Source organism: Halorientalis persicus (assembly GCF_900110215.1).
Taxonomy (GTDB): Archaea; Halobacteriota; Halobacteria; order Halobacteriales; family Haloarculaceae; genus Halorientalis; species Halorientalis persica.
The window spans coordinates 66,219-78,447 of sequence record NZ_FOCX01000011.1 but is presented as its reverse complement, the minus strand read 5'-3'; the positions used below and the strand labels follow the sequence as shown (position 1 = coordinate 78,447).

Here is a 12,229-nt window from a genome sequence, read left to right as displayed (position 1 = left end):
GTTCCCGCGAACTGGGAACGTCCGCCGTAGTTAGCCCGCTGGCAGTTCTCGTTCTAGATAGAGGGATCGATATGACAGTCCGCGATATCGCGACCACGGGGATCGAAACGGCCGGACCGGACACCACAGCGGAGGCGCTGGCCCTGCGCATGGAGGAAGTCGGCGTCGGGAGCATCGTCGTCGAGACGGACATGGAACCGGTCGGGATCGTCACCGACCGCGACCTCGCCGTGAAGGTGCTGGCGGCGGGTCACGCGCCCGACGAGGTGACGGCGGCCGAGATCATGACCGAGACACCGGTGACCGTCGAGGCCGACGAAGGTATCCTGACCGCGACGAACGCGATGGCCGAACACGCCGTGCGACGGCTCCCGGTCGTCGACGACGACAAGCTGGTCGGCATCGTCACGATGGACGACCTGATCGTGTTGCTCGTCGCCGAACTGGGGAATCTCAGCCGCGTCGTCGAGGCCGAGTCGCCCACTTACTGAGCGCCGAGCGCGACCCGCTCGGCGTCGTCGAGCGCCCGCGAGGCCGCCGCGTCCACGTCGAACTCGCGAACGATCTCGCCGTCCGCGAGCAACGGCTCCAGCAAGGGCTCGCCGTCCTCGGGCCCCTCGCGGTCGGCCAGCCCGACGTGGTGGCCGCCGTCGGGCGTCCGGTAGACCTGCTTCGTGCCGGAGAGTTTCCCCCGCTTGGCCGCGGGTTCGCCTTCGACCGCGACGATGTCCAGCGCGAAGTCGACGGGGTCGGCGTTGCTGACGTAACTGCCCACGCCGAAGCCGTCGACCACGTCCCGGAGTTCGCGGATCGTCTCGGGCGTGATCCCGCCGCTGGCGAACACGTCCACGTCCTCGTGGCCGCGGGCGTCCAATTCCCAGCGGACTTCCCGGAGGATGTGCCGGAAATCGCCCCGGCGGGAGCCGGTCGTGTCGATCCGCACGCCGTCCAGATCCGGGATGGTCTCGGCGGCCCGGACGGCTTCGTCGGTCTCGTCGCTGTAGGTGTCACAGAGCGCGATCCGTGGGACCTCGGGCGCGACCCCTTCGTCGAAGGCCCGCCAGGCGTCCTCCTGGTTGCCCTTGCCGAAGGCGATCATCAGTGCGTGGGGAATCGTGCCGCCGGCCTCGCGGCCGATCACGTCGCCCCCGGCCACGTTGGAGATGCCGTCCATCCCGCCGATCAGGGCGCTGCGCTCGATCATCGCCGCGATCGAGGGATGGACGTGCCGGGTCCCGAAGCTGAGGACCTGCGAATCCGGGGCGGCCCGCTTTGCCCGCAGAGCGCTGGTCGCGGCCGCCGAGGCGTGGGAGAGAAAACCCAGGAGCGCGGTCTCGTAGACGGCGAAGTCGCGATAGGACCCTTCGATCCGACAGACCGGCCCGCCGTCGAACAGTTGGCCTTCCCGGAGCGCGTACACGTCGACGGGCAGGCCTTCGAGCAGGTGGGCGGTGTCTTTGACCCCGGCCAGCGCCTCGAACTCGCCGGTAGGGAACTGGTCTGCGGTGACCTCGGCGACGACGTGGGGATTGCGCCCGGCGTGGTCGAGGGCCTCGACGGTCCGGTCGAAGTAGGCGTCGGTCGCGCGGCCCGCGGCGATGGCCTCGGGTGCGACGATGTCGAAGGAACGCATTGCCGGAGATACTGTCGCCCGGACGAAAAACCTACTCGTCGCCGCCGATGGCCGGGAGCGCGCCGACGGTCGGCCCGTTGACGATCCGGACGCGACGCCCGTCCCTGCTCACGCGGAAGGCGTCACCGAACGGGTCCGATTCGGGCAGGACGTAGACGTTCTGTGCCGGCCGCTCGCTCGCCCGCGAGGACAGTATCGCCCGGTAGGCCCGGACGAACTCCCGGGCGTCGGCGGTGGTGTCCCACTCGCTCGCCCAGACGTACCCACCGCGGTCGCCGTTGCGGTAGGGGACGATCCGGTCGCCCGCCCAGCCCGCGGAGTAACGGCTCTCGTAGTCGTAGATCGCGCGACCCTGTACGTCGATAGCGCCGTTGGCCCACAGCATCGCGTAGATCGCCGCTTCGCCCGCCGTATCGCCGGCCGGGTCCCGATCGTACCGTCGCCACTCGTCGTTCGAGCGGTCGGCGACGGTCACCGCGTTCGGACGCTCGTCGGGGTAGGCCTCGGGGTGGATCACCTGCTCCGTACTCATCGGGAACTGTTCGTAGAGTTCGTCGACGGCCGCCCAGCCGCCCCGGTCGCGGATCGCCGCGACGAACTCCGGCCCGGTCGCGTAGGGGGCGTAGATCGTCAGGAACAGGCCGACGTTGAGGTCGTCGCTCCCACCGCCGCCGCTTCCCTGTCGAGTCGGACGGTCGAGACAGTCCCAGTCCTCACCACAGCGGTCGGCGTACATCCGCTGGAGGGTGTTGGCCTCGCCCTCGATCACGCTCGACTGCGCCCGGCGGGCGTCCTGGGTCTCGGTCGCGGTGCCCAGCGAGAGTTGCTGGTCCTGCATCGCGTGGACGAGTTCGTGGACCAGCGTCGACCGGTCGACGGTAGGCGTCGCCGAGTCGCTGACGAGGACGATCTCGCCGGTACGACTCGAGTAGAAGCCCTGGACGGAGGCGTCCAGCGCCTGTCCGCGGTCGTCGGCGGTCGAGGTGTTCTCACCCACGAGCAAGAGCGCCTCGTAGAGCTGGTCGCCGAATCGGTCGCGGCCGCCGCCACCGCCGTAGCGGTCACGGTACTCCTGTCGAGAGATGACCTCGACGGGCACCGACTCGGTGAACTCCTTGCCCCGGAGGTGTTCGATCCGGGCCATCGCGCGGGCGACGACGACCTCGCGTTCGCTCCCGTTCAGCCCGTCCTCGGCGGTGACGGAGACCGGGTCGTCGTACCAGTGACCGGCCTCCCAGCCGAGCCGGTCGAAGACCGGATCCGGCCGGCCACCGTCGTCGATTGGCGCGTTACAGCCCGCCAGCGCGACGAGTGCGAGCAGGGCCAGCGCGGCGAGCGTCCGCTTCACGACCCGTGCACCGCGTTCAACTCGCCGACCGTCGGCGCGTTCACGATCGTCACGGTGTCGTCCTCGCGGGTCACCCGGAAGGCGTCACCGAAGGTATCGTTCTGGGGGATGGTCCAGACGGTCTCGCGGCCGTCGGCAGGGGTCGCGCCGTTGTACGCCAGCAGTTCGCGGTAGCCGTCGGCGAACTCCCGGGCGTGGGTGGCCGAGTCCCAGCCCAGTCGCCAGACGTAGGCGGTCTCGTTCGTGCCGGCCTCGGCGTTCTCGTAGACGTGGAGCCGGTCGCCCGCCCAGCCGTCGGTGACGGTAAAGTCGTAGTTCAGCGGATCGGACGGATCGGGCGAAGTCACCGAACGCGGCGGGAGGAGCGCGTCGGCGGTTCCGTCGAGTACCGTGTACGCGAACATCGCACTCAGCCCGGACTGGCCCAGCCGACCGTAGTCGGCGCGGTCGATTCCGCCGACCGGCGACTCCGGTCGGACCCGCGTCCAGCCGTCGGTCGCCGTGTCGTTCAGCGAAACCTGGTCGGGCGAGTCACGGGGTGGCGTGTACTTGTTGGGGTAGATGGCCTGTTCGGCGCTCTCGGGCGGGTCGCCGAACGCCGCGTCGACGGCGTCCCAGCCGCCCTGTTCGCGGAGGTGGCTGATCAGCCCGGGCCCGTCGGCATACGGGAAGAAGTTCAGCAGGTAGATGCCGGTGTGGATGTCCGACAGCGACGGCTGGCTACCGGGCGCAGAGACACAGTCCCACTCACCGCCACAGCGCCCCCGATACTCTAGCCCGACCGTCCGGGCCTCGCCCTCGATCAGCGACGACTGCGCGTTGTTCTCGTCCCGGGTCTCGCCGGTGATGGCTGAGAGATTGTGGTACTGATCCTGCATCGCGTGGACGAGTTCGTGGCCCAGGGTGCGTTCGTCGCGCAGTTGGGGCTGGCCGCTCTCGGCGATCAGTTTGATCGTGTCGTTGCGGGGATCGAAGTACCCCAACACGTTCTCGCCCTGGTTGGCCCGCTGGACCCGGATCGAGGAGCGGTCCTCCCCGACGAAAAACAGCGCCTCGAACTTCGCGTTGTCGAACGTTCGCAGTGAGGGCGTCAGATCGGGCCGGCTCTCCGATCTGAACTCGGCCCGGGAGATAATCTCGACGGGGACCGACTCGCGGAACTCCCGATCCCGGATGACCTCGACACGGGCCATCGAGCGGGCGACCACGGCGTCGAGTTCGCTCTCGTTCAGGCCGTCGCCGTTGGTCACCGACAGCGACTCGTTGGCCCAGTAGCCGTCCTCCCAGCCGATTCGGTCGGTGGCCGGATCGGCTGGCGTCGTCGACCCATCGTCGGGGTCGGCCGACTCGTCCGTGCCAGTCCGCGTTCCGGTGCCGTTCGATCCGTCGTCCGTGTCGGCAGTCGCTTCGGCGGCCTCGCCGTCGGTCGCCGTGTCGGCGACGGTGGCTCCGGGCGCGTCGGTTCCAGTGCCCGGCACCCCGCTACAGCCGGCGAGGACGAGGAGGGCGGCCAGTATCAGTCCGTGCGCGGCACGCATACCCGGACCCTGGACTCGGCGGGGGAAAAGTGAACCGACCGGGGAAAGGGGTTTTTCCGGCACAGCCGTACGCCCGCACATGGACTTCGACAGCGACTCGACGGCAGTGGTAGTGGTGGATATGCAGAACGGCTTCTGTCACCCCGACGGAAGCCTCTACGCGCCCGAGAGCGAGGCCGTGATCGATCCCATCGGCGACCTGATCGATCGGGCCCGCGAGGCCGGCCTCCAGGTGATCTACACCCGGGACGTGCACCCGCCCGAGCAGTTCGAAGACGCCCACTACTACGACGAGTTCGAGCAGTGGGGCGAACACGTCCTCGAGGGGTCCTGGGAGGCCGAGATCGTCGAGGACCTGCCCGTTCGATCCGACGACCACGTCGTCGAAAAACACACCTACGACGCGTTCCACGAGACGGAACTCGACGGCTGGCTCTCGGCGCGTGGGATCGACGACCTGCTCTTTTGCGGGACGCTGGCCAACGTCTGTGTCCTCCACACCGCGGGCAGTGCCGGGCTCCGGGACTACCGGCCGGTACTGGTCGAAGATGCCATCGGATACATCGAGGAGGAACACCACGAGTACGCCATCGACCACGCCGACTGGCTGTTCGGCGAAGTCACGACCCTGGCGTCGGTGGCCTTCGACTAGTCGGTCCGGAAGACGCCCTGGCCGGCGGCGACGGTCACCGGCGTGCCCTGTGGATCGCGGCTCTCGACGGACGCCTCGGCGACCGCCGACCCGTCGCCGCTGTCGACGACGCTGGCGGTGGCTTCCAGATCGTGAGCCGCCTCGTCGAGGAAGTTCACCGTCGTGCTCAGGAGGTCGACCCGGTCGTTGACGGGGTCGGGCATCGTGGTGCGGATCGCCAGTTCCGTGGTCTGTTCGACCAGCGTCGTCACGATGCCGTCGTGGACGGTCGGCGGCTCGGCCTCGTTGTCGGTGAACCGCTCGTCGAACGGAATCGTCAGATTCGCCTCGCCGAACTCGATGTCCCCCATCTGTACCCCAAGCCAGGAGAGGTACCCGTTCTCCCGTTCGACTGACATCCGGAGCATCACCGGTGCGCCTTCCGGAAGGTCGTTGGCCATGTGTGCAATACGTGTACACCCACCCATCTTTTACTCACCGGTTCTTTCGACGCGTGAAGCCCCGAATCTCACTCAGTGGCCACATCGACGACCACCTCGTCCCCGACCGCGAACTCCCGGTCCGGACAGACGAGTTTGACACCCAGTGCGTCGCGACCGCAGAACAGCGACAACCCCGTGATCGGCCCCCCACCGGAAGACGGGCCGTGCCCGTCTTCCGAGTTCCCACTCGCTTCGCTCGCGGGAACGTCCGCCCGCACGGTCACGTCCGCCCACGCGACAGTCCGCCCGTCGCTCGTGCCGACTCGCTGGCCGAGGACCGTGACCGGCCCCAACCCACCGCCGAGGACGCCACCACCGTCGTAGTGAGGGAGCCCACCGTCGAGCACGCGCTCGCTTCCGTCGACGGTCGCGGCCACACCGGCGAACGCCGCCCCTGGATTGGGATGGTCCGGCGCGTCCAGCACGGCGTAGCTCTCGCCGGTCTCGACGACGGTCCCGGTCCCGTCCCAGCGGACCGGGGCCACGTCGACCCCCAGGTCCAGCGGGAGCGACCCCGACGCACGGTAGTGGTTGGCGTCGGGCGAGCGAAATCCCAGATGAACGTGGTCGTCGACCCAGGGGGCGAAGAATCCAGAGCGGATCAGTCGGCCGAGCGAGTCACCGACTGCGATCCGGTCGCCGGCCGCGACGGCGGGGTCGACGTGGAGGAGGCGAGCGACGTGCTCGCCCGTGTCCACGAGGAGCAGGTGGTCGTGCTCGACGGCGTAGGGTTTCGACGGCGCGTCGACGGTTCGGGTATCCAGCACCTCGCCGGCGACCGGCGAGGGAGCGGGGCCGCCGTCCGCTGGGTCCCGGTCGTCGTCGCCGCCGATCGCCACCTCGGGATAGAGGTCGACGGCCGCGCCCGCATCGTGGGCGGCGTACGGCGAGTTGTACAGGGAAAAGCGGGGGTACCGATCCAGCAGTGCGGCGTCGAGCGTGACGGCCATCACCGGAGGGACGGGCGGGGCACACGTCAACCCGTCGGGAACGAGCCGTCAGGTCCTTATTCGGCGGTCCCCCTGTCCGAGATATGCGAGTGGTCCGGGGACGGGGCGAGGACGCCGAGGCCGACCGGGCAGTCACCCAGTTCCTCATCGAACACGCGGGCACCGCCGACGAGCCCGCGGTCCGGGTCTGGCGGCCCCACCGACAGGTCGCCTTCGGCCCCCGGGACACCAACAGCGAGGGGTACGAGGCAGCCGTCGCCGCCGCCCGCGAGCGGGAGTTTCCCGTCTGCGAGCGCCGGGTCGGCGGCCGCCCGGTCGCCTACACCGGCGACACCATCGCCTTCGCGCGGATCGAACCCGTCGAGGACGACGAGCGCCAGGGGGTCGACGAGCGCTACGCGGCCGTCCGCGTCGACGTGCGCGACGCGCTCCGCGAGATCGGCGTCGACGCCGAACGCGGCGAGCCCGAGAACGCTTTCTGCCCGGGGAGTTACTCGCTGCAGGCCGCCGGCGGCAAGGTCTGTGGCATCGCCCAGCGGGTCACCGGCGACGCGGCGCTGGTCGCCGGGGTCGTCGTGGTCGACGGCCACGACGAGATCGGGTCGGTCCTCGAACCCGTCTACGACGCCCTCGACGTGCCCTTCGACCCCGACACCGTCGGGAGCATCGAGCGGGCCGGTGGCGAGGTCGATCCCGTCGCGATCATCATGCGCATCGAGGACGCGCTGGTCGGCGACCACCTCGGCAGCGTCGAGTGGGTCGACGACCTGCCGACCGTGGAGTGGGCCGGGGAGTAGTCAGTCGTCGCCCGGCGTCACACCGCCCAGGGGCGACCCGCCGCGATCGGGGAACGTCTCGGTCAGTGCGGGCGATCCGGCCGCGGCGATGGCCAGCGCCGCGAGACCGAACGCGACAATGCCGGCCGCACCGACCGGGTTGGCGACCAGCTGGGCGAGCGCGACGCCGTCCGCGGCCGCGTACGCGACGACCAGTCCCGCCGAGCCGTTGAACACGCCGTGGAGCAGGGCGGCCGCGAGTACCGACTCCGCCCGGACGACCAGATAGGTGTACACTGGCGAGAACGCGATACAGGCCGCGGTCATGAGGCCGACCCCTACGATCGGGAAAGCGGGGTAGTTGTAGCCGGCCGCGATCACCGGCGCGTGCCAGAGCCCCCACAGCGCCCCGATGGCGAGCGAGGCCTTCCAGAAGCCAAGTGGCGCGAGTTCCCACAGCAGGTAACCCCGCCAGCCGAACTCCTCGCCGAAGGCGAAGACCGCGTTGACGGTCGCCCCGAGCGCGACGGCGAGCGCGAGGGCCGCCGCCACGCCGACGAGGCCACCGGGCAGTTCGAGGCCGGGGATCGGATCGACGCCGGTTTCGAGGCCGATACCGGGCACCGCGAGCGCCAGCGCCAGCGTCAGGCCGACTAGCGCGAGTGCGCTCACGACCGCCGCCGCGAGCCACCGGGGGCGACCGACGCGCAATCCAACCGTCGACAGCGACAGGTCGGCGCTGGTGAGCGTGACCGCGAGCCCCGCGACCAGCGGAGAGAACATATACGCCGGCGCGAGCACGATGGGACTCACGTCCGCGAGCGTCGAGACCGCGACCAGCACCGCCGCGGCCGCGGCCAGGACGCCGACGAACAGTCCAAGCCGTGCCCGGTCGAGCGCCGTCATCCGTTCGACACCCCCGCCCGGAGCGTGTGCCGTTCGATATCCAGATCAACCGTGACGTGGTGGAGGGCTGACATATATAGGGCGTCGGCGCTCGCGCTCATAAGCGTTTCTCGGGCCAACCCGTCCGCGAGTTTTAGGACCCACCCGCTCCGAAGGTGGGTATGCTCATTCGGAACGCGACGCTCCCGGACGGTCGGGAGCGCGACGTGCTACTCGAGGGGGAGACCATCGCGGCCGTCGGCGAGGACCTGCCGATGCCCGAGTCGGCCGACGAACGGTTCGTGGACGCCAGCGGCAAGCGACTCCTGCCGGGGATGATCGACGCCCACGTCCACTTCCGGGAACCCGGTTTCTCCCACAAGGAGACCTGGGAGACCGGCAGTCGATCCGCGGCGGCGGGCGGGGTGACCTGCGTCGTCGACCAGCCCAACACCGACCCACCGACCATCGACGGGGCCGCCTTCGACGAGAAAGAAAAACTGGCAAGCGAGGCCTCACTCGTCGACTTCGGCATCAACGGCGGCGTCACCGAGCAGTGGGTGCCAAGCGCCCTGCTCCAGCGGCCGATGTTCGCGCTCGGGGAAGTCTTCCTCGCGGATTCGACCGGCGACATGGGAATCGACGTGGAACTGTTCGCCAGCGCGGTCAAGACCGCCGCCCGACAGGACGCCGTGGTCACCGTCCACGCCGAGGACGCCACGGAGTTCGAGCCGGGTGCGAAGGAACGCGACGACGCCGACGCCTGGAGCGCCTACCGCACCGCCCGCGCCGAGGCCGCCGCCGTCCGGGCCGCCGCCGAAGTCGGCGACCGCTTCGACGCCCACCTCCACGTCGCCCACACCTCCACGCCCGAGGGCATCGACGTGGCCAAAGACCACGGCATGACCTGCGAGGTCACGCCCCACCACATGTTCCTCTCCCGCCGTGATCTGGGCGATCTGGACACGTTCGGCCGGATGAACCCGCCACTGCGTCGCGAACGCCTCCGGAGCAAGGTCTGGGAGCGCGTCGTCGACGGCACCGTCGACATCGTCGCCACCGACCACGCGCCCCACACCCGAGAGGAGAAAGACGCCAGCATCTGGGACGCCCCCTCGGGCGTGCCCGGCGTCGAGACCGCGCTCCCACTCCTGCTGGAAGCCGCCCGCAACGACGAGATCTCCTACGAGCGCGTCCGAGACCTCACGGCCGCGAACGTCGCCGACGTGTTCGACCTCCCGACGAAAGGCCGGATCGAGGCGGGCATGGACGCCGACCTCGTCCTCGTCGACCCGTCGGACAGCCGCGAGATTCGCGGCGAGGACCTCCACTCGAAGTGTGAGTGGACGCCGTTCGAGGGGAAACAGGGGGTCTTCCCCGAGCTCACGCTGGTTCGCGGCGAGGTCGTCTACGAGCGGTTCGGCCCGGACTCGGCCATCGAGGCCGCCGAGGCAGGCGAGACGGCCAACGAGCGGTTCGGCGACGCGGTCGGCGTCAACGTCCGTTCCATCGAGCGCTCGCCGGACCCGGACGCGACGGCGACCGACACCGACGGCGAGGACGGCGACGACGGTGGCGACGACCGCGCCTGACCGGGGTGACCGGCTAACCACCGCTTACTGGCGGTCACCCGGTTGGGGCAGTCCATAACTAACCGCGTGGAGCGGGCAGTTCCGCGGGATGGTGCGCCACCTCCCGGAGCTACGGTCGAAACGCCGTTTCGACGGCCTGGTGAGCGGGTCGCTCCCGGTGACGCCGTCGACGCACGTCCCCCCACCCGCGACGCTCGCGGAGACGCTCTGGAGTAGCGCGAAACACTACGCCGTCCGCCAGCGCGAGGAACCGACCGGCCCCGTCGACGAGGCCGTCTTCGCCGAGATTCTGGACGGCTACGACGAAGACGCGGTGTTCGTCCACGTCGGCCTCAGCGACGTGAACGCCGCGTTCGACGGCAACCCCTACGAGTTCGTCCGCGACCACCTCGACGCCCGGTTCGACTCCATCCTCACCCCCGCGTTCACCCAGTCGTTCCGCCGGACCGGGCAGTTCCACCGTACGGACACCGAACCCGAACTCGGTGCCTTTGCCGCCCTGTTCTTCGAGGAGGCCGATTACCGAACCGCCGATCCCCTCCACTCGATCCAGGTGCGCGGCGACTACCGCTTCGAGGGCTGTACCGTCAGGGACACCTTCGCCCCGGAGGGCTGTTACGCCCAGCTGGAACGCGACGACGTGCGCATCCTCGACATCGGGACCCGCTGGCTCGTCAGCACGCAACTGCACTACATCGAGCGGGTCACCGACGTACCCTACAGCGAGACGGTCGAGGTCGAGGGAACCGTTCGCTACCCCGGCGGCCGCGTAGAACGAGTCACCCAGCGGAACTACGACAAGAACAACTACCTCTACTTCTGGGACCGCCTGGGCATCCAGCGGGACCTGATCGACGACGGCGTCCTCGACCACCACGACCTCAACGGCCTGCGCGTCATCTCCGTGTCGGCCCGGGACCTGCGCGAGGCGCTGGAACCGCGGATCGCCGAGGACCCGTACTACATGGTCCGCTAGACCGCCCGCCCACGCATCCGTTCGAGCCGACAATCGGGAATCGGCCGGACAAGGCCGTAGACGACGCGATAGCCAAGGATGCCCAATCCGTACCCGGTCATGACACCGGCCACGACCGTGGGGGCCAGTGGATAGTCCAATAATGCCATCGTGAGACCGACCAGAAATGGACCGGCAATTCCGAAACTTCCCACGAGCACGTTACGGAGACTCTCCTCGATCGCCGTCCGGTCCACCCAATAATAGATCCCTGTGATCCAGAGGGCTGCCCCGACGAGCACGAAAACGACCCACCGCTGGACGGACAACGAGAAGGACAGAGCACCGTTCAGGAGCGCTCCAGCGCCCACCAATCCGTCTATCAGCAGTACCTTTCGTTCGGGCGTCACGTTCAGTTCGTCGTCACGGTTTAATTTCAGTGTTGCGGGGCGGAAGGCATCCAGCATCCGCGCGCCTTCGGCGCGCGGTTCCCTCGTCGCGGAGCAGTGCTCCGCGACGAGCGGTTTTTCGCCCACGTTTTTGCAAGGGGGGTGCGCCGTCGGCGCACCCCCTGCAGTAAAAAGGTGGTTAGTCGTCAGCCTCGGCCGTCGTGTCGCTCCCGCCGCTCTCGCCGCCGTCGAGGTCGCCGCCGCAGTGGGGACACTCGTCGTGGCGCAGGGCGGCGGAGTGTTCGCGCACGTCCCGCATGACCTCGGAGATGCGGTCTTCGGCCTCCAGTTCCTCCTCGACCGAGAGTTCGACGCCCTCGACTTCCAGCAGGAACTTCGCGACCTCGGTGGCCTCGTACATCACGTCGTCGAGTTCCTCGGCGGTGAAGAAGTCACACATCGCGCCGTAGAGGAAGGTCGCGCCGGCCTTGCGGACCTTCTCCTCGAAGGCGGCGCGGGCCTGGTTGACCGCCTGGGGCGTGTACGTGTCGGTCATGAACGGGACCAGTTCCGGCAGGTTCTCGCCGATCTTGGTCATCTCGACGCCGGTCTCGGTCCGGAAGTCCGCACACAGGCGGGCGATGGCCCACTCGCGGGCGGTGATGTAGGTCCGGTCCCGGAGGAACTCGTTGGCGCGGTCGTAGGTGCCGCCCTCGATCTTCTTGAAGCGGTCGTACTTCTGCACGTCGTCAGGCACGGCCTCACGGGCCGCCGAATCGGACGATTCGGCACCGTCATCGGGTACCGATGGCATCGGAGACGTGCTCGCGGACTCGTCACCCTCGTCGGCGGTAGCCGGGTCGGCCGACTGGTCGGTGGCGTCGCCGTCCTCGGGTGGGGTTCCGTCGGCGGCCTCGTCTGTGGGCTGGTCCTCGGGCGGGGACTCCCGGGCGTCGTGGTCGTCGCCGGGCGCATCGTCGGCGTCGGACACGGGAGAATCGGGCATAGCAGGTGTCCGTGCCCCGGGCG

13 protein-coding genes are annotated in these 12,229 nt (G+C 69.2%); 5 read left to right on the top strand and 8 right to left on the bottom strand.

The genetic code is table 11. The features are described 5' to 3' along the window. The first annotated feature begins 71 nt into the window (after window positions 1-71). Window positions 72-491 carry a CBS domain-containing protein gene (locus BMX17_RS12995; RefSeq protein WP_092660722.1) on the top strand — a complete coding sequence of 140 codons (420 nt, stop codon included), beginning with the start codon at window positions 72-74 and terminating at the stop codon, window positions 489-491. On the opposite strand, the gene BMX17_RS12990 is transcribed toward BMX17_RS12995, so the two are convergent. From BMX17_RS12990 to BMX17_RS12980, 3 genes are read right to left on the bottom strand one after another with little or no spacing between them, the layout of a single operon-like run. Next, a complete protein-coding gene (locus BMX17_RS12990; RefSeq protein WP_092660720.1) occupies window positions 485-1,633 on the bottom strand; it encodes a nicotinate phosphoribosyltransferase in 1,149 nt (382 codons plus the stop codon). The two genes, BMX17_RS12995 and BMX17_RS12990, sit on opposite strands and share 7 nt — an antisense overlap. A gap of 31 nt (window positions 1,634-1,664) precedes the next feature. Continuing rightward, on the bottom strand, window positions 1,665-2,981 hold the full coding sequence (locus BMX17_RS12985) for an Hvo_1808 family surface protein (protein ID WP_092660718.1): 1,317 nt from the start codon (window positions 2,979-2,981) through the stop codon (window positions 1,665-1,667). Next, window positions 2,978-4,519: an Hvo_1808 family surface protein gene (locus tag BMX17_RS12980; RefSeq protein WP_092660716.1), complete on the bottom strand. Its 1,542-nt coding sequence runs from the start codon at window positions 4,517-4,519 to the stop codon at window positions 2,978-2,980. Before BMX17_RS12980 ends, BMX17_RS12985 begins: the two co-directional genes overlap by 4 nt. A 79-nt stretch (window positions 4,520-4,598) precedes the next feature. Here BMX17_RS12980 and BMX17_RS12975 point away from each other — a divergent pair, with 79 nt between their 5' ends. Beyond that, window positions 4,599-5,171, top strand: coding sequence for a cysteine hydrolase family protein (locus tag BMX17_RS12975; RefSeq protein WP_092660714.1), 573 nt, complete (start codon window positions 4,599-4,601; stop codon window positions 5,169-5,171). Here BMX17_RS12975 and BMX17_RS12970 read toward each other — a convergent pair. Further along, entirely contained in the window at window positions 5,168-5,611 is a 444-nt protein-coding gene (locus BMX17_RS12970; RefSeq protein WP_092660712.1) for a PaaI family thioesterase, read from the bottom strand. The two genes, BMX17_RS12975 and BMX17_RS12970, sit on opposite strands and share 4 nt — an antisense overlap. Window positions 5,612-5,679: 68 nt before the next feature. Then, a complete protein-coding gene (locus tag BMX17_RS12965; protein WP_092660710.1) occupies window positions 5,680-6,603 on the bottom strand; it encodes a DUF8155 domain-containing protein in 924 nt (307 codons plus the stop codon). A gap of 83 nt (window positions 6,604-6,686) precedes the next feature. On the opposite strand from BMX17_RS12965, the gene BMX17_RS12960 reads away from it, so the two are divergent. Beyond that, the gene (locus tag BMX17_RS12960) at window positions 6,687-7,400 is read left to right on the top strand and encodes a lipoyl protein ligase domain-containing protein (protein WP_092660708.1); all 714 of its coding nucleotides are present in this window, start codon (window positions 6,687-6,689) and stop codon (window positions 7,398-7,400) included. On the opposite strand, the gene BMX17_RS12955 is transcribed toward BMX17_RS12960, so the two are convergent. After that, a complete protein-coding gene (locus BMX17_RS12955) occupies window positions 7,401-8,285 on the bottom strand; it encodes a CPBP family intramembrane glutamic endopeptidase (RefSeq protein ID WP_092660706.1) in 885 nt (294 codons plus the stop codon). A 161-nt stretch (window positions 8,286-8,446) separates the two neighbouring features. Here BMX17_RS12955 and BMX17_RS12950 point away from each other — a divergent pair, with 161 nt between their 5' ends. Next, the gene (locus BMX17_RS12950; RefSeq protein WP_092660704.1) at window positions 8,447-9,856 is read left to right on the top strand and encodes a dihydroorotase; all 1,410 of its coding nucleotides are present in this window, start codon (window positions 8,447-8,449) and stop codon (window positions 9,854-9,856) included. 88 nt (window positions 9,857-9,944) lie between these two features. Next, complete coding sequence (locus BMX17_RS12945) at window positions 9,945-10,832, top strand: AAC(3) family N-acetyltransferase (protein ID WP_092660702.1); 888 nt, start codon at window positions 9,945-9,947, stop codon at window positions 10,830-10,832. Here BMX17_RS12945 and BMX17_RS12940 read toward each other — a convergent pair. Next, a complete protein-coding gene (locus tag BMX17_RS12940; protein WP_139203510.1) occupies window positions 10,829-11,347 on the bottom strand; it encodes a hypothetical protein in 519 nt (172 codons plus the stop codon). The two genes, BMX17_RS12945 and BMX17_RS12940, sit on opposite strands and share 4 nt — an antisense overlap. Window positions 11,348-11,399: 52 nt before the next feature. After that, window positions 11,400-12,014 carry a DUF5806 family protein gene (locus tag BMX17_RS12935; protein ID WP_449272159.1) on the bottom strand — a complete coding sequence of 205 codons (615 nt, stop codon included), beginning with the start codon at window positions 12,012-12,014 and terminating at the stop codon, window positions 11,400-11,402. Window positions 12,015-12,229: the final 215 nt, after the last annotated feature.